The 26,755-nt window shown below is 49.8% G+C and carries 26 protein-coding genes and 1 pseudogene; 10 read left to right on the top strand and 17 right to left on the bottom strand.

Features of this window, described 5'->3' with window-relative positions; all coding sequences use genetic code 11:
- Positions 1 to 144: 144 nt before the first annotated feature.
- A complete protein-coding gene (nhoA, locus tag ACJHYW_RS23345) occupies positions 145 to 990 on the bottom strand; it encodes an N-hydroxyarylamine O-acetyltransferase (protein ID WP_000187881.1) in 846 nt (281 codons plus the stop codon).
- Between the two features lie 174 nt (positions 991 to 1,164).
- On the opposite strand from nhoA, the gene ACJHYW_RS23340 reads away from it, so the two are divergent.
- Complete coding sequence (locus tag ACJHYW_RS23340) at positions 1,165 to 1,734, top strand: flavin reductase family protein (RefSeq protein ID WP_061093054.1); 570 nt, start codon at positions 1,165 to 1,167, stop codon at positions 1,732 to 1,734.
- A gap of 3 nt (positions 1,735 to 1,737) precedes the next feature.
- Here the strand turns inward: ACJHYW_RS23340 and pptA are convergent, their stop codons facing one another.
- On the bottom strand, positions 1,738 to 1,965 hold the full coding sequence (gene pptA / locus ACJHYW_RS23335) for a tautomerase PptA (RefSeq protein ID WP_001120144.1): 228 nt from the start codon (positions 1,963 to 1,965) through the stop codon (positions 1,738 to 1,740).
- Between the two features lie 304 nt (positions 1,966 to 2,269).
- Here pptA and ACJHYW_RS23330 point away from each other — a divergent pair, with 304 nt between their 5' ends.
- Positions 2,270 to 4,246: an alkyl/aryl-sulfatase gene (locus ACJHYW_RS23330; RefSeq protein ID WP_001176574.1), complete on the top strand. Its 1,977-nt coding sequence runs from the start codon at positions 2,270 to 2,272 to the stop codon at positions 4,244 to 4,246.
- Positions 4,247 to 4,340: 94 nt separating this feature from the next.
- On the top strand, positions 4,341 to 5,390 hold the full coding sequence (locus ACJHYW_RS23325; protein WP_000236738.1) for a diguanylate cyclase: 1,050 nt from the start codon (positions 4,341 to 4,343) through the stop codon (positions 5,388 to 5,390).
- Here ACJHYW_RS23325 and ACJHYW_RS23320 read toward each other — a convergent pair whose 3' ends face one another.
- Positions 5,391 to 6,008 (bottom strand): glutathione S-transferase family protein, encoded by a 618-nt coding sequence (locus ACJHYW_RS23320; RefSeq protein ID WP_000598886.1) that lies wholly within the window; start codon positions 6,006 to 6,008, stop codon positions 5,391 to 5,393. It abuts the gene before it with no gap.
- Between the two features lie 266 nt (positions 6,009 to 6,274).
- On the opposite strand from ACJHYW_RS23320, the gene ansP reads away from it, so the two are divergent.
- Positions 6,275 to 7,774 (top strand): L-asparagine permease, encoded by a 1,500-nt coding sequence (ansP, locus tag ACJHYW_RS23315; protein WP_001361934.1) that lies wholly within the window; start codon positions 6,275 to 6,277, stop codon positions 7,772 to 7,774.
- A 112-nt stretch (positions 7,775 to 7,886) separates the two neighbouring features.
- Here ansP and ACJHYW_RS23310 read toward each other — a convergent pair whose 3' ends face one another.
- Positions 7,887 to 8,948, bottom strand: a complete 1,062-nt coding sequence (locus tag ACJHYW_RS23310; RefSeq protein ID WP_410233383.1) for a PQQ-binding-like beta-propeller repeat protein — start codon at positions 8,946 to 8,948, stop codon at positions 7,887 to 7,889.
- Between the two features lie 241 nt (positions 8,949 to 9,189).
- Between ACJHYW_RS23310 and pqqU the strand changes: the two genes are divergently transcribed.
- Positions 9,190 to 11,292: a TonB-dependent receptor PqqU gene (gene pqqU, locus ACJHYW_RS23305; RefSeq protein WP_410233382.1), complete on the top strand. Its 2,103-nt coding sequence runs from the start codon at positions 9,190 to 9,192 to the stop codon at positions 11,290 to 11,292.
- Positions 11,293 to 11,327: 35 nt separating this feature from the next.
- Here the strand turns inward: pqqU and mcbR are convergent, their stop codons facing one another.
- Positions 11,328 to 11,993, bottom strand: coding sequence for a colanic acid/biofilm transcriptional regulator McbR (gene mcbR / locus ACJHYW_RS23300; RefSeq protein ID WP_001119572.1), 666 nt, complete (start codon positions 11,991 to 11,993; stop codon positions 11,328 to 11,330).
- Positions 11,994 to 12,191: 198 nt separating this feature from the next.
- Complete coding sequence (curA, locus tag ACJHYW_RS23295) at positions 12,192 to 13,229, bottom strand: NADPH-dependent curcumin/dihydrocurcumin reductase (RefSeq protein ID WP_001361935.1); 1,038 nt, start codon at positions 13,227 to 13,229, stop codon at positions 12,192 to 12,194.
- A gap of 180 nt (positions 13,230 to 13,409) precedes the next feature.
- Here curA and ACJHYW_RS23290 point away from each other — a divergent pair, with 180 nt between their 5' ends.
- Both ACJHYW_RS23290 and ACJHYW_RS23285 read left to right on the top strand, forming a co-directional pair.
- Positions 13,410 to 13,928, top strand: coding sequence for a GNAT family N-acetyltransferase (locus ACJHYW_RS23290; protein WP_001361936.1), 519 nt, complete (start codon positions 13,410 to 13,412; stop codon positions 13,926 to 13,928).
- The gene (locus ACJHYW_RS23285) at positions 13,925 to 14,374 is read left to right on the top strand and encodes a DMT family transporter (protein ID WP_001076539.1); all 450 of its coding nucleotides are present in this window, start codon (positions 13,925 to 13,927) and stop codon (positions 14,372 to 14,374) included. The genes ACJHYW_RS23290 and ACJHYW_RS23285 overlap by 4 nt, the downstream gene beginning before the upstream one ends.
- Here ACJHYW_RS23285 and ydcY read toward each other — a convergent pair whose 3' ends face one another.
- Together ydcY and ortT are read right to left on the bottom strand one after the other, a co-directional pair.
- Complete coding sequence (gene ydcY / locus ACJHYW_RS23280) at positions 14,375 to 14,608, bottom strand: DUF2526 family protein YdcY (protein ID WP_000018633.1); 234 nt, start codon at positions 14,606 to 14,608, stop codon at positions 14,375 to 14,377.
- Between the two features lie 85 nt (positions 14,609 to 14,693).
- Positions 14,694 to 14,867, bottom strand: a complete 174-nt coding sequence (ortT, locus tag ACJHYW_RS23275) for an orphan toxin OrtT (protein ID WP_000061178.1) — start codon at positions 14,865 to 14,867, stop codon at positions 14,694 to 14,696.
- Between the two features lie 194 nt (positions 14,868 to 15,061).
- Here ortT and yncL point away from each other — a divergent pair, with 194 nt between their 5' ends.
- Positions 15,062 to 15,157 (top strand): stress response membrane protein YncL, encoded by a 96-nt coding sequence (gene yncL, locus ACJHYW_RS23270; RefSeq protein WP_001303494.1) that lies wholly within the window; start codon positions 15,062 to 15,064, stop codon positions 15,155 to 15,157.
- A gap of 96 nt (positions 15,158 to 15,253) precedes the next feature.
- On the opposite strand, the gene patD is transcribed toward yncL, so the two are convergent.
- From patD to ACJHYW_RS23235, 7 genes and pseudogenes are all read right to left on the bottom strand, one after another.
- Positions 15,254 to 16,678, bottom strand: a complete 1,425-nt coding sequence (patD, locus tag ACJHYW_RS23265) for an aminobutyraldehyde dehydrogenase (RefSeq protein ID WP_001163880.1) — start codon at positions 16,676 to 16,678, stop codon at positions 15,254 to 15,256.
- 21 nt (positions 16,679 to 16,699) lie between these two features.
- Entirely contained in the window at positions 16,700 to 17,494 is a 795-nt protein-coding gene (locus ACJHYW_RS23260) for an ABC transporter permease (protein WP_000555458.1), read from the bottom strand.
- Entirely contained in the window at positions 17,484 to 18,425 is a 942-nt protein-coding gene (locus tag ACJHYW_RS23255; protein ID WP_001251315.1) for an ABC transporter permease, read from the bottom strand. The genes ACJHYW_RS23260 and ACJHYW_RS23255 overlap by 11 nt, the downstream gene beginning before the upstream one ends.
- Positions 18,426 to 19,439: an ABC transporter ATP-binding protein gene (locus ACJHYW_RS23250; RefSeq protein WP_000220389.1), complete on the bottom strand. Its 1,014-nt coding sequence runs from the start codon at positions 19,437 to 19,439 to the stop codon at positions 18,426 to 18,428. It abuts the gene before it with no gap.
- Positions 19,440 to 19,456: 17 nt separating this feature from the next.
- Positions 19,457 to 20,602 (bottom strand): putative ABC transporter substrate-binding protein YdcS, encoded by a 1,146-nt coding sequence (ydcS, locus tag ACJHYW_RS23245; protein ID WP_000047448.1) that lies wholly within the window; start codon positions 20,600 to 20,602, stop codon positions 19,457 to 19,459.
- Between the two features lie 244 nt (positions 20,603 to 20,846).
- Positions 20,847 to 22,253 carry a PLP-dependent aminotransferase family protein gene (locus tag ACJHYW_RS23240; RefSeq protein WP_000760633.1) on the bottom strand — a complete coding sequence of 469 codons (1,407 nt, stop codon included), beginning with the start codon at positions 22,251 to 22,253 and terminating at the stop codon, positions 20,847 to 20,849.
- 78 nt (positions 22,254 to 22,331) lie between these two features.
- A pseudogene (locus ACJHYW_RS23235) lies at positions 22,332 to 22,409 on the bottom strand (type II toxin-antitoxin system HicB family antitoxin); the annotation flags it as partial.
- 164 nt (positions 22,410 to 22,573) lie between these two features.
- Here ACJHYW_RS23235 and ACJHYW_RS23230 point away from each other — a divergent pair.
- Positions 22,574 to 22,804: a DUF2554 family protein gene (locus ACJHYW_RS23230; RefSeq protein WP_000491567.1), complete on the top strand. Its 231-nt coding sequence runs from the start codon at positions 22,574 to 22,576 to the stop codon at positions 22,802 to 22,804.
- 91 nt (positions 22,805 to 22,895) lie between these two features.
- Here the strand turns inward: ACJHYW_RS23230 and rlhA are convergent, their stop codons facing one another.
- Both rlhA and sutR read right to left on the bottom strand, forming a co-directional pair.
- Entirely contained in the window at positions 22,896 to 24,857 is a 1,962-nt protein-coding gene (rlhA, locus tag ACJHYW_RS23225; protein ID WP_024179522.1) for a 23S rRNA 5-hydroxycytidine C2501 synthase, read from the bottom strand.
- Positions 24,858 to 24,929: 72 nt separating this feature from the next.
- Complete coding sequence (gene sutR, locus ACJHYW_RS23220; RefSeq protein ID WP_000429062.1) at positions 24,930 to 25,466, bottom strand: DNA-binding transcriptional regulator SutR; 537 nt, start codon at positions 25,464 to 25,466, stop codon at positions 24,930 to 24,932.
- Between the two features lie 52 nt (positions 25,467 to 25,518).
- Here sutR and ydcO point away from each other — a divergent pair, with 52 nt between their 5' ends.
- The gene (gene ydcO, locus ACJHYW_RS23215) at positions 25,519 to 26,733 is read left to right on the top strand and encodes a BenE family transporter YdcO (RefSeq protein WP_280740097.1); all 1,215 of its coding nucleotides are present in this window, start codon (positions 25,519 to 25,521) and stop codon (positions 26,731 to 26,733) included.
- Positions 26,734 to 26,755: the final 22 nt, after the last annotated feature.

Below are 26,755 nucleotides of genomic sequence, written 5' to 3'. Positions count from 1 at the left end.
GAATCTACGCAACAGGTTGAAAACCTAAGGCCCGATACGGCATGCGGACTGCAGGCAGAGAAAACTGGCCGATTTTCTCTGCACAGGAGGGATAATACAAGGCCTGATAAGGCGTTTACGCCGCATCCGGCCCCCTGACATAAACTATTTCCCCGCCTCCGGGTGCGTATCAAACGCCGCCATCACCAGCGCTAACTCATCCACAGTAAAGCCATGTTTCGCATCATCTACGCCCAGACCAAACTGTTCCTGCATCACGGCATATAACGACGCCACATCTGGTAGATTTCGCTGCTCCACCGCGTGCCCATTTTCATAATGGGTAAAATGAAAATTGGTCAGTGTTAGCTTGCCACCGTCCGGCAAATGGCGACACATCAGCAAATGATGGCGAAAATGCGACTGCGGCCAATGCGCCGACCAGAAATTGCCCATCACATAATCGCTTTGTTGCTGCTCGCAGAGATCAAAACGGTACATCGACTGCCAGTGCTGATGATGATTAAACTGCAACACCCAATCATCACCCTCTTGCAACAACCGATACTCTCCGTGTGGCGTGGTTTGCATGATATCCGGCATTAAACGAATCGGCGCGGTTAGCGTCTGCCCACCGAAACCGACATCAGCAATCCATTTTTCCCCTTCCAGTTCCACCAACAGCAAACGATGGGTGCGCGGCGGTAATGCTGGCGGATTTGATAACACTACGCGCCCTAACAAGCTGCGAACGTTAAACCCCAGCTCGCGTAACACACGCTCAAACACGCCATTCTGCTCAAAACAGTAACCGCCACGACGGGCTATCACCAGTTTCTCTTCCAGCGATTGATCATCAAGCTGTATTTCCCTCGGCAGCAAAACGTCGAGATTTTCAAACGGAATGGTGCAATTGTGTTTCAGGTGCAATGCACGCAGCGTATCAATATTGGCCGCAGCAGCTCCCAACCAGTTAATACGGGCAAAATAGTGATTCAGAATGGGCGTCATCAGGCGTTTCCCTTAGTGGTTTTCTCAACTTATAACCTGGAATAGACGCCGCACTGGCTATTTTGTGCGATCGCGGACATGCATCACGTTCGCAAATCGCCAATCCCGTTAATTTCGTTACTTATTGCGTTACGAGCTACGCTTTTAAAACACCCTTCATAGCGAGGCGATATCGTGAGCCAATTCATTCCCGTCGAATTACACCATGCCAGCCGTCTGTTAAATCATGGCCCAACTGTCATGATCACCAGTTTCGATGAGCAATCCCAGCGGCGTAACATTATGGCAGCAGCCTGGTCTATGCCCGTAGAGTTTGAACCGCCACGCGTGGCGATTGTGGTAGATAAATCGACATGGACCAGGGAGTTGATTGAACGTAACGGTAAATTTGGCATCGTTATCCCAGGCGTTGCGGCGACTGACTGGACGTGGGCGGTGGGAAGTGTGTCGGGGCGTGATGAAGATAAGTTTAACTGCTATGGTATTCCGGTTGTGAAAGGTCCGGTGCTTGGTTTGCCGCTGGTCGAGGAAAAATGTCTGGCGTGGATGGAGTGTCGCCTGCTACCTGCGACTTCTGCGCAAGAAAAATACGACACGCTGTTTGGCGAAGTGGTATCAGCAGCGGCAGACGCACGGGTATTTGTCGAAGGCCGCTGGCAGTTTGATGATGATAAGCTCAATACACTACATCATTTAGGTGCTGGCACGTTTGTTACCAGCGGGAAGCGTGTTACGGCAGGTTAAGCATTACATGCTGTAACCAGGTTTCTTTATCAGCGTCTCCATTTGGGGCGCAATTTCGGCGTCCCAGATAGCTTGCCATGATTCTGGTTGAATCTGCTGTAGAGCAATGCTTATCGAACTGTCTTTACTGTTCAGATGGCGAATAATAACGTCGGTAATATCTGCAGCAAGTGCTGCTTTTTGTTGTTCGTCCAGTTCACGTGGAAAACATTTAATGTCTATGTGCGGCATGATTGTGCTCCTTTTGAAAGATGTCAGTAAAATTAACACACGTTGTGAATGTTATGTGTCCGGTGATGCTTTTTTACGGCAATAATGCCTACTTGAATTTGTACAGGTTTGTACTACACCCTTTTAAATAAAGCGCCAACAAAAACGTCAACTTGCAGAATATATTCTTCGCCAACATGCCATTAAGAAAACATCAAGTTCCCGGCTTGCCAATTTATTAACGCCCATTATAGTTATTCTTGCCCTCACAAAAATTTTCATCCGTAATTACCCCCAATAAAAGTCCATTCTGGAGACGCTTAAGATGCAGCTTAATCATATTGTTAAAAGTCTGCTAATAACGGGATTGTTCACCACCAGTTCTTTGCCACTCCTCGCGGCGGAAGCCCCTAAAGACGCCACCGCAGCCACGCAACAAGCAAACAATTTACTCTACAACCAGTTGCCGTTTTCTGATAACACTGACTTTACTGATGCCCATAAAGGTTTTGTTGCCCCTATCCCTCAAGACGTGATTAAGGGCGAAAAAGGAAATGTTATCTGGGATCCACAACAATACGCTTTTATTAAAGAAGGTGATAAAGCCCCTGATACGGTGAATCCAAGTTTATGGCGTCAGGCGCAACTGATAAATATCAGCGGGTTATTCGAAGTAACTGAAGGTGTCTATCAGATTCGCAATCTCGATCTATCAAATATGACCATCATTGAAGGTAAAGAGGGTATTACCATCGTTGATCCCCTTGTTTCAGCAGAAACAGCCAAAGTGGGTATGGATCTCTATTACAAAAATCGCGACAAAAAACCGGTAGTAGCGGTTATCTACACACACAGTCATGTCGATCACTACGGTGGTGTTCGCGGCGTAATTGATGAAGCTGACGTTAAATCAGGCAAAGTTAAAATCTACGCGCCAGCCGGATTTTTGGAGGAAGCCGTTTCCGAAAATATTATGGCTGGCAATGTGATGAGCCGACGAGCCAGTTATATGTATGGCAACTTATTGAAACCTGATGTTAAAGGCCAGGTTGGCGCGGGACTGGGAACAACCACTTCAGCAGGAACGGTCACGTTGATTGCTCCTACTAACTACATCACTAAAACCGGACAAAAAGAAACTATTGACGGGTTGACCTATGATTTCTTGATGGCGCCAGGCTCTGAAGCGCCTTCTGAAATGCTGTGGTTTATTGAAGAAAAGAAACTGATCGAAACCGCTGAAGATGTCACGCACACCCTTCATAACACCTATTCGCTGCGTGGGGCTAAAATTCGCCAACCGCTGCCGTGGTCAAAATATATTAACGAAGCTCTCAATTTATGGGGAGATAAAGCCGAGATTATTCTCGCTCAACATCACTGGCCAACCTGGGGCAACGATAACGTGGTCAAACTGCTTAAAAGCCAGCGTGATTTGTATCGTTACATCAATGATCAAACTCTGCGTATGGCAAATCAAGGGATGACCCGTGATGAAATTGCCGCAAACTTTAAACTGCCCTCTTCACTGGCTAATACCTGGGCGAATCGCGGCTATTACGGTTCGGTAAGTCATGACGTGAAAGCAACTTACGTGCTTTATCTCGGCTGGTTTGATGGTAACCCCGCGACGCTTGATGAACTGCCGCCAGAAGAAGGCGCAAAAAAATTCGTCGAGTATATGGGCGGTGCTGATGCCATTTTACAGAAAGCCAAACAGGATTATGACCAGGGTAATTTCCGCTGGGTTGCCCAAGTTGTTAGTAAGGTGGTGTTTGCCGATCCAAACAACCAGGCAGCGAGAAATCTGGAAGCTGATGCGCTTGAGCAGTTAGGCTATCAGGCTGAATCTGGGCCGTGGCGTAATTTCTATCTCACTGGCGCACAGGAATTGCGTAATGGCGTACAAAAATTACCAACACCAAATACTGCCAGCCCAGACACCGTGCGTGCGATGACGCCGGAGATGTTCTTTGATTATCTTGCCGTCCATATTAATGGTGAGAAAGCGGCAGATGCCAAAACCGTGTTGAATTTCGATTTTGGTGAAGATGGCGGCACCTATAAAGTGGAGCTTGAAAATGGTGTTCTCAATCATACCGCTGGTGTAGAGGCTTCGGATGCTGATGCCACTATCACTCTGTCTCGTGATGTATTGAACAAAATTGTACTGAAAGAAGAGACGCTGAAAGAAGCCACGGCCAAAGAAGATGTCAAAATTACTGGCAATGCGGAAAAACTCAACGAGCTGTTAGGTTATATGGATAATTTTGAATTTTGGTTCAATATAGTGACACCATAAATTTACTGCATACCGGGCAGGTATCCTGCCCTTTTTTGGTTAAAAAAGGGCTGAACGAAGAAAAACGCATCACTCATGGAAAACCCGCCGCGATATGGTTATTCGCGGCATGACGATTAGTTTGCCATGGTTTGCTTTTATCAATGTCAGTTTTGCATTGATAATTTTGCTGCGCCGTGTTCTGTTTAATGACCTTACTCCACCCTGGTTAAATGAAAAAAGCCTTATACATTCTATTGATATATCTGCAACGGGTATTCTGCTGATTTGCAGTGGTTTACTACTCATCCCTCGGCAAAAAACATTACCTATCCAGGTGCTATTAGTTGCCCTGAGCCTGCTATGGTCATGGTGTAGTTATCACTTTATTGCGTACTGGACGCTGCAGTTTGCTTATCCACTATGTGTATTATTAATGCTTAGTGGCGTTATCGCACTTTATTTCCATACCCCATCATTGCTCGCATTTGTCATTCCCTTATGGTTCACCACTCCAATAGCGAGTCTTATGCTTAATCAACAGATCAATATTCATTTTGCTGTTGTATGGTGTATTTTTTCACTGGCGCTATATGGTGGGCGACTCATTTTGTTACGTTGGTTTGAAGAAGCATGGGTACAAAACAGTTATAACAACCAGTTAATTAATCGCCTTGATGCATTAGCACATCGTGATCCTTTAACTGGGATAGCAAACCGACGTGCAATGAACAGTATCTTACACGACGCGATAGATAACGGCGGGTCATTTGCTCTTATTATGCTGGATGTCGATTTTTTTAAACGTTACAACGACACTTACGGGCATCCTGCTGGGGATCGTTGTCTAATACAAGTTGCCGACGCTCTACAGCGTTCAACTCGCCAGTCGGAGGATGTTGTTGTCCGTTATGGTGGCGAAGAGTTTGTCATCATACTTTTTAATGCAACATTGCCGGAAGCAGAGACGGTAGCAGCCAGAGTGAAGCAAGAACTTAAACTGGCAGCTATCCCGCATCAGGCATCTGCTGTTAATGCATTCGTTACGGTTAGTCAGGGGATTACCTGTTCTGCTCCCGCAAAAACGGCTGAACAAATTATTTCAGATGCCGACGCTGCGTTATACCGGGCGAAAGAAAGTGGGCGAAATCGATGGGAAAAATAATTAAATGATTCCATTCCTCTTTAGTATCCCTTTTAGCTTTGGTATCTGACATACAGCATCAGCAATCGCATTGATGTTCGGGGCATTATCCTGAAACCATTCGTGTCCCGGTCCCCATGTGCGCATGGTGCAGAGATAACAGTCCACCAGCGTTAGTTGCTCACCAAAGGCATAAGGTTCAGCGGTCAATTGTGAATTCAGCCAGATATAAAGTGATTTGCGATATTCAATTACATTCTTCTTTAACTGTTCAGGTGCGTCAGATGCCCAACGCTCAGGGTAATCGGCGAAAGTGAACGTTGGATAGACATTAGCAACCAGCCAGACCAATAACTGTTGAAACTGCTGACGTTCGGCGCGCCCAAGCGGTGGCGCAAGGTCCGGGCGACGATCGAGAACCATCAATGCAATCGCCGCTGTCTCCGTCATAATCTCGTCATTTTCCAGCGCCAGTGTCGGAATCTGACACAACGGGTTCAGGGTTTTCAATAACTCGCGTGAAGTTCCCTCGCGGTCAAAACCACTGACATCAACGAACTGATAAGGAATATCAGCCAGTGTTAGCATCAGCTCACTGATTGTAGAGCCCCAGCCGGGTACGCCATACACCTTAATCATATGCCCCTCACAATCTTTTAAAGATTAAGTGTAGGACAGTACACAGGTTAACCAGCAAAAGGATTTGTCATTTTTTCGTCAGTTGTATTATTCCCCTTCAGGATTGTAAGGGGATGTTTTGCATCGTTTATCGATAACGGGTAGGATGCTGCGCCGATAGTTTTATACCCATAAAGAATAATGGTGATAACTATCATCGCCAGGATGAATAAACATTGTTCATGGCAACTTATATGACTTTTTCATTAAAGCAATCAGGGAGAGCAATGAGTAAACACGACACCGACACTTCAGATCAGCACGCCGCGAAACGCCGCTGGCTTAATGCCCACGAAGAGGGGTATCACAAAGCGATGGGCAATCGCCAGGTACAGATGATCGCCATTGGCGGCGCGATTGGCACCGGCTTGTTTTTAGGTGCAGGAGCCCGACTGCAAATGGCGGGGCCAGCACTGGCACTGGTCTATTTGATCTGCGGCCTGTTTTCGTTTTTTATTCTGCGTGCATTGGGTGAGCTGGTGTTACACCGCCCTTCCAGTGGCAGTTTTGTCTCTTATGCCCGTGAGTTTTTAGGAGAGAAAGCCGCTTACGTTGCAGGCTGGATGTACTTCATCAACTGGGCGATGACGGGGATTGTTGATATTACCGCCGTCGCTCTGTATATGCATTACTGGGGCGCGTTTGGCGGCGTGCCGCAGTGGGTCTTTGCGCTCGCTGCACTGACCATCGTTGGCACCATGAATATGATCGGTGTGAAATGGTTTGCGGAGATGGAGTTCTGGTTTGCGCTTATTAAAGTGCTCGCCATTGTAACCTTTTTGGTCGTGGGTACAGTGTTCCTCGGTAGTGGTCAGCCGCTGGATGGCAACGCCACTGGCTTTCATTTAATTACCGATAACGGCGGCTTTTTCCCCCACGGTTTGCTGCCTGCGCTGGTGTTGATTCAGGGCGTAGTGTTTGCTTTTGCCTCCATTGAAATGGTGGGTACAGCGGCCGGAGAATGTAAAGATCCGCAGACCATGGTGCCTAAAGCGATTAACAGTGTGATTTGGCGTATTGGTCTGTTTTACGTCGGCTCCGTGGTGTTGCTGGTTATGTTATTGCCGTGGAGCGCGTATCAGGCGGGGCAAAGTCCGTTCGTGACGTTTTTCTCTAAACTGGGTGTGCCATATATCGGCAGCATTATGAACATTGTGGTGCTGACCGCTGCCCTCTCCAGCCTGAACTCAGGTCTGTACTGCACCGGACGTATTCTGCGCTCGATGGCGATGGGCGGTTCCGCACCGAGTTTTATGGCGAAAATGAGTCGTCAGCATGTGCCGTATGCCGGGATTCTGGCGACACTGGTTGTGTATGTCGTCGGCGTATTCCTCAACTATCTGGTGCCGTCGCGCGTATTTGAGATTGTGTTGAACTTCGCGTCGCTGGGAATCATCGCTTCATGGGCGTTTATCATCGTGTGCCAGATGCGCCTGCGTAAAGCGATTAAAGAAGGCAAAGCAGCGGATGTCAGTTTTAAACTGCCTGGCGCGCCCTTCACTTCCTGGCTGACATTACTGTTTTTACTGAGTGTCCTGGTGCTGATGGCGTTCGATTACCCGAACGGGACTTATACTATCGCGGCGCTGCCGATTATCGGTATTCTGCTGGTTATAGGCTGGTTTGGTGTGCGCAAACGCGTTGCTGAAATTCACAGCACTGCGCCAGTCGTCGAGGAAGATGAAGAAAAACAGGAAATTGTGTTTAAACCTGAAACGGCGAGTTAATTGCAAAATTGCCCGGCTGCGTGCCGGGCAAATTCAAATTACTGAAGAAGGTGCCGGATACGGCGTGATAAAAGTCAGGCAAGTCTCTCCGTTTTCACCCTCGCCATATCTATTACAGCGCAATACGAATCACATCGTCCGGCTGGGTAGCTTCCTGCTGTTTAGTGGATTTTTGTTTCACACTGACATACAGCGTTTTGCCATCTGCAGACAGCGCCAGGCTGTTCGGATGAGTCGGCGTATCGAACGTTTTCACCACTTTATAGCTTTTCGCGTCAATCACACTGACTTTACCTGCCTGACGATGCGTCACGTAGGCTTCATTACGCGCTGGGTTAAACAGCACAGCCAGTGATTCCGGTGCCGCAACCTTCGCAAGAATATTGCCATTACGGGTATCAACCACTAACACTTCTGCCGCTTTAGAATCGGTGATAAATGCACGCTGATTGGTGGTATCAAGGCTGATGTTGATAAAGAAGTGCTCTTTGCCGTCATCCAGCAGCTTTTTACGGCTGAGGATTTTATTGTCGGCGGTGTCGATGGTAATCAATTCGCCGTCAGCGTTAGTGGTGTAAAAACGTTTGCCTTTGCTATCCAGCGCTAAACCGGTACTCATTTTACCGGTGTTCTGGATGGCGGTTTTCAGTTTGATATTCTCGCCATCAACGACCCAAATCACGCTCTCTTTACCAATACCACTGATGTAAACGGTGTTCGTGGCATCATCAGCTACCAGCTCACGCGGTTGCAGCGGGCGCACTTCTTCGGTACGTTTACGCTCATCAAGCACCAGACGTCCTTTCACTTCGCCCGTTTTGGCATCTATCGCCGTGACCGCGCTGTTTACAGTGTTACCAAACCACAACGTCTGAGTCGTGTTATTGATGGTGGCACCAAACGGCTTGAGATCGTTATGGATCGCCTGCGTCACTTCCAGAGTAACCGGATCAAGACGATAAACCACGCCGCCTTTATCCAGTTTGCGGCTTTGCGAAGTGGCGAGCCACAGCGCGTTTTCTTGCTGGCTATAAGCCATTTCGTAGGCACCTTTACCTACCGCTTTACGCAGCATTTCTTCTGCGGCCTGCGTACTGAATGATGAAGCAACAAGCAATGAACCTAACAGTAATGAACCACGCAGGCGCGATGAAAACAGATGACGTAAATGCATGACGACTCCCTTTGATGAACCGATATTTTTGCTGCTTCACAATGCTTCGCTAAGCGTAATCATCGTTACGCCCTTGTTATAAATGGGAATGGTAATCATTATTTTCTCAAATGTGGAGCATTTCTTGCCGTTACGACTACAATTTTCTCAATTACTTAACGTATCGTGCCGTTTCGTTTTCCATAAATTTACAATTTTATTACCATAGCGGCGTTTTCCCATTCTTAACCTGGCTTTTTTCATGAAGATTTTTTCCGTCCGACAGACCGTTTTGCCCGCACTGCTTGTCCTTTCCCCCGTTGTTTTTGCCGCTGATGAACAGACCATGATTGTCAGTGCCGCGCCGCAGGTGGTTTCAGAACTGGATACGCCAGCAGCAGTAAGCGTGGTGGATGGCGAGGAGATGCGCCTGGCAACACCGCGCATTAACTTGTCTGAATCACTGACTGGCGTGCCTGGTTTGCAGGTACAAAACCGGCAGAACTATGCGCAAGATTTACAGCTGTCGATTCGCGGATTTGGCTCCCGCTCCACTTACGGAATTCGCGGTATTCGCCTGTATGTGGACGGTATTCCCGCCACCATGACCGACGGGCAAGGGCAAACATCCAACATCGATTTAAGCAGTGTGCAAAATGTGGAAGTGCTGCGTGGCCCCTTCTCTGCTCTGTATGGCAACGCGTCTGGCGGTGTAATGAATGTCATCACCCAGACCGGACAACAGCCACCAACCATTGAAGCCAGTAGTTACTACGGCAGTTTTGGCAGCTGGCGCTATGGGCTGAAAGCAACAGGCGCAACGGGCGACGGCACACAGCCTGGCGATGTCGATTACACCGTCTCAACCACGCGTTTTACGACCCACGGCTATCGTGACCATAGTGGCGCACAGAAAAATTTAGCCAATGCCAAACTGGGCGTTCGCATTGATGAAGCCAGCAAATTAAGCCTGATTTTCAATAGTGTGGATATCAAAGCAGATGACCCAGGTGGGCTAACCAAAGCAGAATGGAAGGCGAATCCACAACAAGCGCCTCGTGCAGAACAGTACGACACGCGAAAAACCATCAAGCAAACTCAGGCTGGGTTGCGCTATGAGCGTAGCCTGAGTTCGCGGGATGAGATGAGTGTGATGATGTATGCCGGAGAGCGAGAAACGACCCAGTACCAGTCAATACCCATGGCACCACAACTTAACCCGTCACATGCGGGCGGCGTGATTACTCTGCAACGCCATTACCAGGGGATAGACAGCCGCTGGACACACCGTGGTGAACTGGGCGTTCCGCTCACGTTCACTACCGGCCTGAACTACGAAAACATGAGTGAAAACCGCAAGGGCTACAATAACTTCCGCCTGAATAGCGGCGTGCCGGAATACGGGCAAAAAGGTGAGTTGCGCCGCGACGAACGCAATCTGATGTGGAACGTCGATCCCTATTTACAGACGCAGTGGCAGCTGAGCGAAAAACTGTCGCTGGATGCTGGCGTGCGCTACAGCTCCGTGTGGTTTGATTCCAACGACCATTACGTTACTCCGGGTAACGGCGATGACAGCGGTGATGCCAGTTATCACAAATGGCTACCTGCCGGTTCGTTAAAATATGCAATGACCGATGCCTGGAATATCTATCTGGCAGCCGGGCGAGGTTTTGAAACGCCGACGATTAATGAGCTGTCTTATCGTGCTGATGGACAAAGCGGTATGAACTTTGGGTTAAAACCCTCCACCAACGATACAATTGAGATCGGCAGTAAAACGCGTATTGGTGATGGGCTGCTTAGTCTCGCATTGTTCCAGACCGACACCGATGATGAAATTGTTGTCGATAGCAGTAGCGGTGGGCGTACGACTTACAAAAATGCCGGAAAGACCCGTCGTCAAGGCGCTGAACTGGCATGGGATCAACGTTTCGCGGGAGATTTTCGCGTAAAAGCGTCCTGGACCTGGCTTGATGCGACCTATCGCAGCAATGTTTGCAATGAACAGGATTGTAACGGTAACCGGATGCCAGGGATCGCCCGTAATATGGGCTTTGCGTCGATAGGTTATATACCGGAAGATGGTTGGTATGCAGGCACGGAAGCGCGTTATATGGGCGATATTATGGCAGATGATGAAAATACGGCCAAAGCGCCTTCTTATACACTCGTCGGCTTATTCACCGGGTATAAATACAATTACCACAATTTAACCGTGGATTTATTTGGTCGTGTCGATAATTTATTCGATAAAGAATACGTTGGTTCTGTCATTGTCAATGAGTCAAACGGGCGATATTACGAACCTGCGCCCGGACGAAATTATGGTATCGGCGTGAATGTTGCGTGGCGATTTGAGTGATTACCTTGATGCCCGGTATTTGCCGGGCACTTACTTTAACGATTATATTGCTGGTATAACATAGCAACGTTTTTTTGCATAATTTCAGCAAGACAATGTCTGCATCCCTCTTTGTCTTTTACTTTTAACGCGGCGAGTAGTTCATGATAGCTTTCTATACGCTCACGTAATTCCGCTGGGTTAATCGCTTCATAAAGATAATGTAAACCAGGTCCCATCCTGACCCACAGTTGCTCAATCATCTCACACAGGATGGGCATATTTGAACGATGATAAATCGCTAAGCGAAATAACCTGTTCGCATTAATGATTTGTTCCATGTCGCCCTTTTCTTGCGCCTGCTGTAATTTCTCGAGCAATTCCTCGAGTTCCGCCAGGTCTTGCGGGGTGAGGTTTTCAACAGCCAGAGTAACTGCCATTAATTCCAGCTCGTAGCGGATCCGATTGATTTCGTCTAATTGACGTTTCCCCACTTCCGGAACTGTAAATGCTTGCGCTGGTGCGACAGAAAGCGCATTCACCGAAACCAGACGTAATAATGCTTCACGCACAGGTGTAATACTCATACCTAATTGCTCCGCCAGATTTTTAGTAATCAGGCGTGCGCCAGGTTTTAATGCGCCAATACTAAGCTGATGTTTCAGGTCGTTCTCAACCTTCATAGTTAAACTGATATGCGGTATTTTTTCCGTTCCAGGCATGTTATTTCCTTCAGGTGTTTTCGTTCCAACTCTGCCAGCACAGTAGAAGTCGTTTACCTGGCGTATGAAGCTGAATAATCATTATCCACTTACCTTTATTGTTATTAGCTACAGAACAGAGAAGTGGTAAGTTAATTAAAGCTGGAAAAAAGATTTTTGCCTGGAGTTTTATGGCGGCTTTATGCCGCCGTCGTATCTTTAATCATCATCCGCGACGCGAATAACAACTTTACCGAAGTTTTTGCCGTTCAGCAGGCCAATAAACGTCTGTGGGGCGTTCTCCAAACCGTTGGTAACTTGTTCACGATAGTGAATTTTTCCCTCTTTTACCCACTGCCCCATCTCTTGCTGAAACTCATGGATGCGGTGACCATAATCCTGACTAATAATAAACCCTTGCAAGCGAATGCGTTTTTTCAGCACCGTTGCCATCAACAGGGGTAAACGATCCGGACCGGGTGGTAGCTCTGTAGCGTTATAGCTGCTCACTAAGCCACAAACGGGAATGCGCGCAGATGTATTAAGTAATGGTAGCACTGCATCAAATACCTTACCGCCCACGTTTTCATAATAGATATCAATACCTTTTGGGCACGCTTTCGCCAGTTGTTCGGCAAAATCGTCCGCGTGGTGATCAAGGCAAACATCGAAGCCTAACACCTCGGTAGCATGGCGGCATTTTTCCGCGCCACCGGCTACCCCCACCACTCTGCAACCTTTAAGTTTGCCGATTTGCCCCACCGTCGCCCCTACTGGTCCTGTCGCCGCCGCAACCACCAGCGTTTCGCCCTCTTTAGGCTGACCGATATCCAGTAGGCCCATATAAGCAGTAAAGCCTGGCATCCCCAGCACACCCAGCGACCACGATGGATTTTGCGGATGATCGCCAAGTTTCACCAGTTCATCACCACTGGATATGTCATAGTCCTGCCATCCACTGTAGCCCAGCACCCAGTCGCCAGGCTGATAATCAGGATGATTCGACTCCACGACACGGCTCACCGTGCCGCCGACCATCACGCCGCCAATATCAACCGGCGGTGAATAAGATGGCTCATCGCTCATACGTCCACGCATATACGGGTCCAGGGACAAATAAACTGTGCGCAGTAACACCTGTCCTTCACCCGGTGTGGCGACATCATCTTCTTCAAGACGGAAATTCTCCGGAACCGGTGCGCCATGCGGACGCGAGGCCAGAACCCAACGGCGGTTACGCTGCTTTTGTTGCCCCATAATGCTCTCCTGTGCTTTTAGCATGAATCCATCAATAGTAGCAGGCTCACGGGATTGGTTTTGTTTGCAGCCGTCACATCCCCTCTGCAACACGCAATAATTTCATCGAGGAATCCGTTGCTTCGGGCTGTTTTCGGTAGTATTGATAACATCATCATCATTATTTTATCGAGGCCAGACATGTCCATCCGTTTTGCCCGCAAAGCCGACTGTGCTGCCATTGCGGAAATTTATAACCACGCCGTGTTGTATACGGCGGCTATCTGGAATGACCAAACGGTGGATGCAGATAATCGCATTGCCTGGTTTGAAGCGCGGACTTTAGCTGGTTATCCGGTGCTGGTGAGTGAACAAGATGGCGTAGTTACAGGATATGCCTCGTTTGGCGACTGGCGTAATTTCGATGGTTTTCGCCATACCGTGGAACATTCGGTTTATGTCCATCCCGATCATCAGGGCAAAGGTCTGGGGCGTAAATTGTTAAGCCGATTGATTGATGAAGCGCGGGATTGCGGGAAGCATGTCATGGTCGCCGGGATCGAATCGCAAAATCAGGCGTCTTTGCATCTGCACCAGTCGCTGGGATTTGTCGTCACCGCGCAAATGCCGCAGGTGGGCACTAAATTTGGGCGCTGGCTGGATCTGACATTTATGCAGTTGCAACTCGACGAACGCACTGAACCGGACGCGATTGGATGAATCAGTCGCTCACCCTTGCCTTTTTGATTGCCGCCGGAATTGGTCTGGTAGTCCAGAACACGCTGATGGTGCGCATCACCCAGACCTCCTCTACCATTCTCATCGCCATGTTGCTGAACTCACTGGTGGGGATTGTGCTCTTTGTTTCTATTTTATGGTTTAAACAAGGTATGGCGGGGTTTGGCGAACTGGTGTCCAGCGTGCGCTGGTGGACACTTATACCTGGCTTGCTGGGATCGTTTTTTGTCTTCGCCAGTATCAGCGGATATCAGAATGTGGGAGCGGCGACAACTATTGCAGTACTGGTCGCCAGCCAGCTGATTGGCGGTCTGGTTCTGGATATCTTCCGCAGTCATGGCGTACCACTACGGGCGTTGTTCGGCCCAATTTGTGGCGCAATTTTACTTGTGGTTGGCGCCTGGTTGGTAGCCAGACGCTCATTTTAATCACAGGATGGTGCCGCCTTTGGTTAACTGTTCATGACGCGCTTCCATATCTTCTTTATGCTTGCGACCGTGATGAGCAATAGCGGTGCGCAAACGCTGCTGCTGGGTGTAGCGATCTTCCCGACTTAACTCCGCGTCATCGCTCAGGGCGATTAATAATTCGTTCATATGGGCAATGACGCTCTCTTCAATCGCGGCATCCACGCGCGCGATGACTTCATCCAGATGCGACATACTTTCTCCTTAGCCACTTGTGAAATTTATCGATTCATCCAAATGATATAAGTCTGCGTGGTGCCGTCAAGCCAGTGAGTAAGATTTAAAACAGTGAAAATAACAGCGCCACCGGGAAACTCATCGGCCATGTTGCCCCCACCAGAAAGGCGCTTAAGAAACGGATGCGTTTCTTATCGTGAGAAAGAAACCAGGTGATAAGAAATGCGATTGCTGCCATAACCGCATAAAAAACAAGCATGTGTTGATAGAGAGACATGTACGGGCGTCCAGCCAGATGAATAAAACGCGCGCAAATATGCGTCATTTTTTGACGTGCATCAAGTTTTTTCACCAGTTTGAGAAAAAATCATCAAACAGCAACTTGTCCTTATCCATCTTCAGAATGAGTATTATTGCGGATTTTCTTAACCCGTACTATACACATAGGGGCAATGATAAAAGGTGGCAAAAATGAATGTTTCCAGTAGAACTGTAGTACTGATAAATGTCTTTGCTGCTGTTGGTTTGTTTACTCTTATCTCTATGAGATTTGGCTGGTTTATTTGATGTAGTGATTTTGCACGCAGCACGTACTGTCAGAGAAATCAGTGCTCTGACAGTACGCAAGATCATCTCATACTCTTACGATCTGCAATATTATCCTTAATGTTTAACCATGACGTGGCGGACGACGGTGTAATCCTCCAGCCCATAAAGTGACATATCCTTGCCGTAACCAGAAAGTTTCTGCCCACCGTGCGGCATTTCACTTACCAGCATGAAATGGGTATTGACCCAGGTACAACCATATTGCAGCCGCGCGCTGACGCGATGCGCCCTGCCCACATCTTTCGTCCATACCGAGGATGCAAGTCCGTACTGACTGTCATTCGCCCAGTTCACCACCTGTTCTTCGTTGTCGAAGAGCGTAACACTCACTACCGGACCAAATACCTCTTTTTGCACGATGGCATCATCCTGTAATGCGCCAGCCAGTAGCGTCGGCGCATAGTAATAGCCATTACCCTTGCGCTTTTCACCACCGGTGATCACTTTGATGTGCCCTGTCGCTTTCGCCTCTTCTACCGCCTTGCTGACGCGTTCGAGATGCGCCAGCGAGCTTAAAGGTCCAAGCTCCGTAGACTCGTCAGCCGGTGCACCCGATTTTAACGTTGCCACCGCAGCACCGAGTTTTTCCACCAGCGTATCGTAAATGCCTTTTTGCGCGTAGATCCGACAAGCCGCTGTACAATCCTGTCCGGCATTGTAATAGCCAAAAGTACGTACACCTTCGACCACTGCTTCAATATCCGCATCATCAAAAACAATCACTGGCGCTTTGCCACCAAGTTCCATATGAGTACGCTTAATCGACGGCGCGGTATGGCTGATGATGTGCTCGCCGGTGGCGATAGAGCCCGTCAGCGACACCATCCGCACTTTAGGATGTCCGGTCAGCGGATCGCCCACCGTTTTGCCTCTGCCAAACAGTACGTTAATCACGCCTGCCGGGAAGATATCTTTCGCCAGCTCTGCCAACTTCAACGCGGTCAGCGGGGTAATTTCTGATGGTTTAAGCACTACGCAGTTCCCTGCCGCCAGCGCCGGAGCCAGTTTCCACGCGGCCATCATCAGCGGATAATTCCACGGTGCGATAGAAGCCACGACCCCCAACGGATCGCGACGGATCATCGAAGTATGACCTTCAAGATATTCACCTGCCGCCAGACCATTCAGACAGCGCGCCGCACCCGCGAAAAAGCGAAAGACATCGACAATCGCCGGGATTTCATCATTGAACGCACTATGCAGTGGTTTGCCACAATTACGGGACTCCAGTTCGGCAAAAACCTGACCATTTTCTTCGATAACATCAGCCAGTTTCAGCAGACATTCCGCACGCACTTTCGGCGTGGTTTGCCCCCATTCGGCAAATGCTGCATCTGCCGCGCGCACAGCAGCATCGACCTGCTCTGCGGATGCCTCGGCAATCTCCAGTAAAACGTCCCCCGTTGCCGGATTATAGACAGGCTGTTTTTCCCCTTCGCCGCTAACCAGTTCTCCGTTAATCAGTAACTTATGTTGCATAGCATATTCCTGTATCAGTGGTTATTGACCATTGTCGCCTTCGCGGGTTAGCCACCAGGCTCCCAGGATCGGCAAGGTTGTTACCAACATAACCAGCAGTGCCACGACGTTGGTTACCGGTACATCACGTGGTCGCCCAAGCTGATTGAGTAACCACAACGGTAACGTTCGTTCATGACCTGCCGTAAAAGTCGTAACGATGATTTCATCGAACGACAAAGCAAACGCCAGCATTCCTCCTGCCAGTAGCGCCGAACTGAGATTCGGCAACACTACGTAGCGGAAGGTTTGCCAGCCATTGGCCCCAAGATCCATTGACGCCTCAACCAGACTCCACGAGGTGCGGCGAAAACGGGCGATGACATTGTTAAACACCACCACTACGCAAAAAGTCGCATGGCCGACCACGATGGTGAAAAATCCCGGCTCCAGATTGATGGTTTTAAAGGCGGTTAATAGCGCCAGACCAGTGACAATGCCCGGCAGCGCAATGGGCAGCAACAGTAACAGCGAAATGGCGTTTTTGCCGAAAAAGTCTCGTCGCCACAGCGCGGCAGCGGCCAGCGTCCCTAACACCAGCGCGATTAATGTCGCCAGCGCTGCCACTTTAAGTGACAGTGTCACGGCATCAAGAATATCACTACGCTGTGCTGCCACGCTAAACCAGCGCAGCGTCAGGCCTTGCGGTGGAAAACTAAACGCCGCATCTTCAGTGTTAAACGCATAGGCGGCGATAATCAGGATGGGAAAATGTAGGAAAACCACGCCGCCCCAGGCCGCCAGTTTGAGGAAAAACGGTGCGCGTTCAGAGTGCATCGAACGCTCCCAGACGTTTCACGAACGCCAGGTACAGTGCGATGAGAACAATCGGCACCAGGGTGAATGCCGCCGCCATCGGCATATTGCCAATCGCCCCCTGCTGGGAATAAACCATATTGCCGATAAAATATCCTGGCGGGCCAACCAGCTGCGGGACGATAAAATCGCCCAGTGTGAGTGAGAAGGTAAAGATAGAGCCAGCGGCAATACCTGGGATCGCCAGCGGCAGCACCACATAGCGAAAGGTTTGTCGTGGACGTGCGCCGAGATCAGCTGACGCCTGCAACAATGACGGCGGCAAACGCTCAAGCGCCGCCTGCACGGGCAGGATCATGAACGGCAGCCAGATATAGAGAAACACCAGAAAGCGCCCCAGCCCGGAAGTTGACAGCGTATTACCTCCCACCGCCGGTAGCGTGAGGAACGCAGTCAGCAGTGGTTCCAGCCCAAGATGTTGTAAAAACCACTGAGCCACGCCATCTTTTGCCAGCAATAACGTCCAGGCATAGGCTTTAACAATGTAGCTCGCCCACATCGGCAACATTACCGCAATATAAAAAAACGCTTTCATTTTCCCGCTGGTATAGCGCGCCATATACCACGCCATTGGAAAAGCCAGAATGGCGCTGGCGATAGTGACTGCCACAGCCATAGTCAGCGTGCGGAGAATGATGTCGTAATTCGCCGGATTAAACAGCGCACGGATATTCGCCAGCGTCAGTTCCGGCGTTACCGACATGGTGAAATCGTCAAAGGTATAAAAGCCCTGCCATAACAGCGTTAGCAGCGAGCCGAAATAGACAATGCCAAACCACATTAGCGGGCCAAGCAGCAGCAAAAACAGCCCCAGCCCCGGATTACGCCAGAAGAAACCGGACACCTTACCCAGACCTGGACGTGAAGGTGATTGCAATACGTTCATCGCCATTCACCTCTCCTCAACCAGCGGTACCATCACATCACGCGACCAGGAAACCATCACCTGTTTTCCGGGCGTGAGCGTGGCGGGCAGTTCTTCGCTTGTCATATTGGCCTGACTCACCAGCAGTTTTTCACCGCCGTTCAGTCTCAGTTCAAAACGGGTCGCCGCGCCCTGATACTGCACCGCCTGGATCGTGCCATTGGCCTGCACTTCGCCGGGGATGTTGAAGCGGATATGTTCCGGTCGCAGGGCGAAGCTTCCCGTCATGCCACAAAGTTTGTCTGCCATCAGTGCATCAAAAACATTCGATGTCCCGACGAACCCGGCAACAAACGGCGTGCGCGGGCGCATATAGAGATCACGCGGGGAATCGACCTGCTCAATGCGTCCATTATTGAAAACCGCCACACGATCGGACATCGATAACGCTTCGCCCTGATCGTGGGTAACGAAGATAAAAGTGATACCGAGAGACTGTTGCAGCTTTTTCAGTTCCAGTTGCATCTGCTCACGCAATTTGAGATCCAGTGCGCCGAGCGGTTCATCCAGCAACAACACACGCGGTTCATTCACCAATGCTCTGGCGATAGCAACCCGCTGGCGCTGACCACCAGAAAGTTGTGACGGTTTACGTTGCTGAACAAAACCCAGCGCCACTTTCTCCAGCGCCTCTTGCGCCATCGCATGCCGCTGTTTTTTATCCACGCCTTTGACCATCAGCCCGTAGGCGACGTTGTCAAGAATCGACATATGCGGAAATAGCGCGTAGTCCTGGAAGACAGTATTCACGTCCCGCTCCCACGGTGGCAGATTGCTGGCGGGTTTACCAAAGATAGAGATAGCCCCGCCGGAAAGTTGTTCGAATCCAGCAATCAGGCGCAGGCAGGTGGTTTTGCCGGAACCGGACGGCCCCAGCATAGAGAAGAACTCACCATCTTTTATCGCAATACTGACGCCATCTACTGCGCGCACGTCACCGTACAACCGTGAGACGTTGTCAAACTCCACTGCGTACGTCATAAAACACCCCAGCGAAGTTAGCGACCACCCATAATGGCAATGTAATCCTGCGTCCAGCGACTGTAGGGAACAAACTTGCCCCCTTCTGCTATAGGCGTTTTCCAGAAGGCGATTTTATCGAAATAGTTAAAACCGTTTGTTTCACAACCTTTCTCGCCTAATAACGGACTGGCTTTACACCCTTGCGGCACTACTGGTAGCGAGCCAAACCAGGCCGCCACATCGCCCTGCACTTTTGGGGTTAATGACCAGTTCATCCATTTGTAGGCGCAAACCGGATGTTTCGCTTCGCTATGTAGCATGGTGGTGTCAGCCCAACCGGTAACGCCCTCTTTCGGGAAAACGGTAGCGACAGGCTGGCCTTCGGCTTTCAAGGCGTTGGCCTGATAGGGCCAGGCACTGGAAGCAACTACACCCTCGTTTTTGAAATCGCTCATTTGCACGGTAGTGTCATGCCAGTAGCGATGGATCAAACTATGTTGATCGCGCAGCACTTTCAGCACCGCCTGGTACTGTTCTTCGGTGAGTTGATACGGATCGCTGATGCCCAACTGCGGCTGAGTGGCTTTAACGAACAACGCAGCGTCCGCAATGTAGATAGGGCCATCATAAGCCTGGACGCGGCCTTTATTGCTCTTGCCGTCCGGCAGATTCTGCTCAACAAAAACCACTTGCCAGCTATCCGGCGGCGTCGGGAAGGTTTTAGTGTTGTACATCAGCAGGTTCGGCCCCCATTGGTAAGGTGTGCCGTAAACTTTGCCGCCAACGTTAAACCAGTCGCCTTTAACCACGCGCGGATCGAGCGCTTTCCAGTTGGGAATCAAGGCGGTATTAATCGGCTGCACGCGTTTGCCCATAATCAGGCGCAGCGAGGCATCGCCGGATGCCGTAACCAGATCGTAACCCCCTTTGGCCATCAGACTGACCATTTCATCGGAAGTCGCGGCGGTTTTCACATTCACCGCGCAGCCTGTCTCTTTTTCGAATTGCGTTACCCAGTCGTATTGTTTATCAGTTTGTCCGCGTTCGATGTATCCCGGCCAGGCGATAATATCCAGTCGCCCTTCCGGTTTATCTAAATTGGTAGGCGGTTCGGCGGCGTGAGCGGTCATTATTGTCATGGTGAGCGCACACAGGCTGCTGCGGGCAAATGTCTTGCTCATAAGGTCTTACTCCTGTCGTAATTAATTGTTCAGCCGCCGTGCCGTAAAAATATCTCCTTGTTTAACCATAGACGGCGGCTTGCAGGCACACCTTCGCCCCTGAGAAAATTTAATCAGGTTGTGAGCTACCGCGCATTATGCCCTCTGTAAGGTTATCTTCTGGAGTATAGACAAGGAGTTAGGAAATATGACTGCTATTCGAAATTCATATTACCCATCCTGAGAGGAATTAAATTAAACGCTATTACAGCCGTTCTTGAATAAGTTTGCCTAATTGTTTTACCGCCTGTTCTTCACGTTCTCCCCACTGCCACGCGGTATTAAAACGAAAAAAACGTGACCAGTTTTCACCGGTAGAAAACATTTTACCCGGCGCAATACTGATATGATGCGTCAGTGCCACCAGGCTTAATTCTCCTGCATCTAACGGCTCGGGGAGCTCCAGCCAGAGAAAATAACCGCTGTCATTGTGATGAATTTTGACTTCCGCAGGCAGATAACGCAGCAAAGCCTGCCAGGCGCGTTGTTTACGTTCCGCAAGCTGGCGACGCAGACGACGAAGATGAGCATCGTATCGGCGAGTAGAAAGGTAATCCACCAGTGCAAGCTGCATCGGTGAGCTGGTGGAAAGCGTACTCATCAACTGCAAGCGTTGAATTTTACGTGCATGTTTTCCGGCGGCGACCCAACCAATACGAAAACCAGGCACCAGACATTTCGAAAACGAAGAGCAATGCAAAACACCATCGTGGTGATCCCACGCTTTCGCAGGCAGCGGTTTTTCCCGTCCAAAATAAAGTTCGCTGTAAACGTCATCTTCAATCAGCGTTACGTTGTACTGATTGAGCAACGCCACCAGTTGTGCTTTTTTTTGCGGTGTTAAGGTAAATCCGAGTGGATTCTGGCTATTAGTCATCAGCCAGCACGCTTTCACCGGATACTCCTGCAACGCCAGTTCCAGCGCCTGAAGATCGATCCCTTCTTTAACGTCCGTCGCCACCGATAACGCCTTCAGCCGTAACCGCTCCAGCGCCTGCAAAGCGCCGTAGAAACAAGGATTCTCTACTATCACCCAATCGCCCGGTTCAGTTACCACTTGCAAACTGAGGTTTAATGCCTCTAACGCCCCGGCGGTAATGACAATTTCATCTGGAGAAATAGTGATGCCCTGTAAGGCATAGCGACGAGCAATAGCCTGACGCAGTTCTGCGTTTCCTGGCGGTAAGTTTTCAATCACGCTCATCGCTGTGGCGGTTTTGCTTACCTGCGCCAGCGAGCGGTTTAGTTGTTGGAGGGGGAAAAGTCGCGGGTCGGGAAAGGCCGAGGCAAACGGAACGACCGACGGATCGCGACTGGCCTGCAACATATCAAAAATATAAGTGTTGATATCGACTGCTTCATCTCGAGTGACTGGAATGACTGGCGCTTTCGGCATTTTTATTGCCTGTGGCGCAACGTAATAACCCGACTGCGGTCGTGCGATAATATATCCCTGACTTTCGAGCAACTGATAGGCATGGCTCACGGTCATAAAGCTCATGCCAGAAAGTGCCACCTGGTCACGCAACGAAGGCAAACGATCTCCGGGTTGCCAGATACCCGACGCAATCTGCTCGCGTAATTGTTCTGCAAGCTGCTGGTATTTTTTCATTATCGAATCGTTATTATGTGCAGGTGATTCGGCAGTCTATATCAGTTGTTAAAAATGACAACTTTTCATTAACTGTTATCAAACCATCACCAGCGATAACTCCTTGCCTAGCGCATTAGCCGCGAGCTGGACGGCGTCGATTTTTTTACCTCCGTGTGTAATGTGCTCGAAAATAGCACTAAATCGCCGCAACGGCAGAATGCAATGCAAAATCAGGAAGGAAGATTCCAGAATTTCTTTGCTCTAATTTGCAAAACTGAATAATAACCTCAAGAAACGATTGGCATCATAGCGGCAAAAGGTTAGAAAAAGGTGGCGGGATGTTTTCGAAGGCGTTATCGGTTGTCTTATTAACGTGTGCACTGTTCTCAGGACAACTCATGGCAGGGCACAAAGGACATGAATTTATGTGGGTAAAGAATGTGGATCATCAGCTGCGTCATGAAGCGGACAGCGATGAATTGCGTGCTGTGGCGGAAGAGTCGGCGGAAGGTTTGCGCGAGCATTTTTACTGGCAAAAATCGCGCAAACCAGAAGCGGGACAGCGTTGAGTCATTTGTTGCCGGATGCGGCATGACGCCTTACCCGGCAGGCAATATCATGCAGATTTGATGAGTGGTGAGTAACCCGAAAACTGGCGTTTTACCCTTTTCGCTTCGGCAATGTTTTCAGCAGATCATCCGGACTTACGGATGCCACTACGCTTCCCGGTAACGGCATTTTCAGTATGTGATTTTTGATTTTGCCAATGACGTGCATCTCGCATGGGCGGCAATCAAATTTCAGCGTTAACACTTCATCACCGTTAACCAGTTGCATTGGCGTTGCCTTCCAGCTTTTGATATTGCCTTTCGCCTGTTTCGGGCACAGATTGAAGGCAAAGCGCAGACAATGCTTGGTGATCATCACCGGGACTTCGCCCTTCTCTTCATGTGCCTCATACGCCGCGTCAATCAGTTGCACACCATAGCGATGATAAAATTCACGCGCTTTCTGGTTGTATACGTTCGCGAGGAAACTCAGATGCGTTTGCGGATAAACCGGCGCAGGATCAGCAACCGGTTTACGGCTGCCGCGCTGGTAACTGGCAAGACGCGCAGCATCAAGCATATCGGCGGCTTCACGGCGGAACTGGTTTAGCAGACTGTTTGGTACAAACAGCGCACCCGGCAAATTAATTTGCACATCGCGGGCGTAATAGATGGTTTGCCCCAGTTTTGCCAGACCATCCTTTAGATTGTTCATTGCTTTTTCGGCGTTATTGGCTTCGTCGAACTGCCCGTCCAGCGTATGCGTGATGCTGACACCCTCTTCACTGGTGAGGGTCAGAATCAGTTGTTCCTGCCAGCCGCCCAGTTCAATGTCTACCGCCACCCGACGTTCGCTAGAGGTTTTTGTCAGTGCCTGCTGCCAGTTATGATCAAGATTACGGTTTAGTGGGTGATGCGGGCGAATTTTGTGCAACTCTGCTGGCATTTCATTGGGCCAGACGCGGTACTGATTTTCTCCGGTTTTCTCTACCGTATTGGCACGAAAACCGACGACTTCACGTTTAATCATCACGTTCAGGCCATCGCCATTTGCCAGTGGTTCGGAAACGGCAACATCGAGATGATCTTTCGCCACTTTCAATACTTCACCCACCGGCAGGCCGATAAATTTCGGCGAATCGAACGCGCCAATATCGCCTTTACGGGCATTCACAAAATAATCTGTGCTACCACGGTGGAAAGTCTTTTCCGTCGATGGAACAAAGAAATGTTCAGTACGACCTGATGAAGCGCGCGCCAGATCGCCACGTTCTTCAATAATGGCATCCAGCATCTGACGATAATGGGCTGTGATATTCTTCACGTAGCTCATATCTTTGTAACGCCCTTCAATCTTGAAGGAGCGTACGCCAGCATCAATCAGCGCGCCGAGGTTGGCAGTCTGATCGTTATCTTTCATCGACAGCAGATGTTTTTCATAGGAAACCACCCGCCCCTGATCGTCTTTCAATGTGTATGGCAAACGGCACGCCTGCGAGCAATCGCCACGGTTGGCGCTACGCCCTGTTTGCGCATGAGAAATGTAGCACTGACCCGAATAGGCCACGCACAGTGCGCCATGAATAAAGAATTCAATGGTCGCGTCCGTGGCCTGGTGAATCGCGCGGATCTGCTCAAGATTCAGCTCTCGCGCCAGCACAATCTGCGTGAAGCCAACATCAGAGAGGAACTTCGCTTTTTCTACCGTGCGAATATCGCACTGCGTACTGGCGTGCAGTTCAATCGGCGGAATATCAAGTTCCAGAATCCCCATATCCTGAACAATCAGCGCATCGACGCCGGTCTGGTAGAGGTCGGTAATCAGCCGTTGCGCAGGTTCCAGCTCATCATCATGCAAAATGGTGTTAAGCGTGACGAAAATTTTTGCACCATAACGATGGGCAAATGGCACCAGCTCGGCAATATCTTTCAGGCTATTACTGGCATTATGACGGGCACCAAAACCAGGGCCGCCGATATAAACAGCATCGGCACCGTGCAAAATAGCTTCGCGGGCAATGGCGGCATCGCGTGCCGGACTTAACAGTTCAAGACGATGAGAAGATACGGTCACTTTCTTATCCAGTAGCTGAAAAATGGCGGCTATTTTAGCCACAAGCGCGACGTTACGAAATAGTTTTCCCGCTTAACTGCGCGGGTAATGGATGAGGGAATGAAAATGTACGGTTTGCTCCCCACCATTACGATAGACATGCGTGACGTCTGCAGCAAATCGAGCGCCTTCCCCACAATTAAGGCTCTGCCATTCACCATCAACGCACAAATCAAGTTGTCCATCAATGACGACAACATGTTCGATTACCCCCTTCTCATGGGGCGTCGATTCGCTTATTGCACCGGGTGCCATCTGAATCGAGAAGTGTTCAAAGCAGAGTTGTGGATCATAAGGAAACAGCGAAGTGATCACCATCGCCTGTTGTTGTGGATCATAAACTGAAGGCGTTGCGGACTGCGGCGGAGAAATAAATGTCGAAAATGGCACGTTCAACCCGGTGGCTATTTTCCATAATGTCGCGACCGTCGGGCTGGATTCATTACGCTCAATCTGCCCTAACATCGCTTTAGAAACGCCCGTCGCTTCTGCCAGTCGCGAAAGACTCCAGCCGCGCTGCTGACGTAGTTGTTTAAGTGTGGTGGATAAAAAGCAAGCGAGATTTTCCATGCGACTCCTCCGGCAAAACGGAAGTTTATCACTTGTGCGTTATAACGGACAAATGCTACGGTGCCTGTACGCTATAACGCACGAGGTGACTATGCGTCTGTTTTCTATTCCTCCACCCACGCTACTGGCGGGGTTTCTGGCGGTATTAATTGGCTACGCCAGTTCAGCGGCAATAATCTGGCAAGCAGCGATTGTCGCCGGAGCCACCACTGCACAAATCTCTGGCTGGATGACGGCGCTGGGGCTGGTAATGGGCGTCAGTACGCTGGCTCTGACATTATGGTATCGCGTACCTGTTCTCACCGCATGGTCAACGCCTGGCGCGGCTTTGTTGGTCACCGGATTGCAGGGACTAACACTTAACGAAACCATCGGCGTTTTTATTGTCACCAACGCGTTAATAGTCCTCTGCGGCATAACGGGACTCTTTGCTCGTCTGATGCGCATTATTCCGCACTCGCTTGCGGCGGCAATGCTTGCCGGGATTTTATTACGCTTTGGTTTACAGGCGTTTGCGAGCCTGGATGGTCAATTTACGTTGTGTGGCAGTATGTTGCTGGTATGGCTGGCAACCAGGGCCGTTGCGCCGCGCTATGCGGTAATTGCCGCGATGATTATTGGGGTCGTGATCGTTATCGCGCAAGGTGACGTTGTCACAACTGATGTTGTCTTTAAACCCGTTCTCCCCACTTATATTAGCCCTGATTTTTCGTTTGCTCACAGCCTGAGCGTTGCACTCCCCCTTTTTCTGGTGACGATGGCATCGCAAAACGCACCGGGTATCGCAGCAATGAAAGCCGCCGGATATTCGGCTCCTGTTTCGCCATTAATTGTATTTACTGGATTGCTGGCACTGGTTTTTTCCCCTTTCGGCGTTTATTCCGTCGGTATTGCGGCAATCACCGCGGCTATTTGCCAAAGCCCGGAAGCGCATCCGGATAAAGATCAACGTTGGCTGGCCGCTGCCGTTGCAGGCATTTTCTATTTGCTCGCAGGTCTGTTTGGTAGTGCCATTACCGGGATGATGGCTGCCCTGCCCGTAAGTTCGATCCAGATGCTGGCAGGTCTGGCGCTGTTGAGTACCATTGGCGGCAGTTTGTATCAGGCGCTGCATAATGAGCGTGAGCGCGACGCGGCGGTGGTGGCATTTCTGGTAACGGCAAGTGGATTGACGCTGGCCGGGATTGGTTCTGCGTTTTGGGGATTAATTGCCGGAGGCGTTTGTTACGTGGTGTTGAATTTAATCGCTGACAGAAACCGATATTGACATCCTCCACGCCCTGAAGGAC

The sequence above is a fragment of the Escherichia sp. WS3063 genome, assembly GCF_046486595.1.
GTDB classification, from domain to species: Bacteria; Pseudomonadota; Gammaproteobacteria; order Enterobacterales; family Enterobacteriaceae; genus Escherichia; species Escherichia coli.
This window is presented reverse-complemented; position numbering and strand designations above follow the sequence as displayed.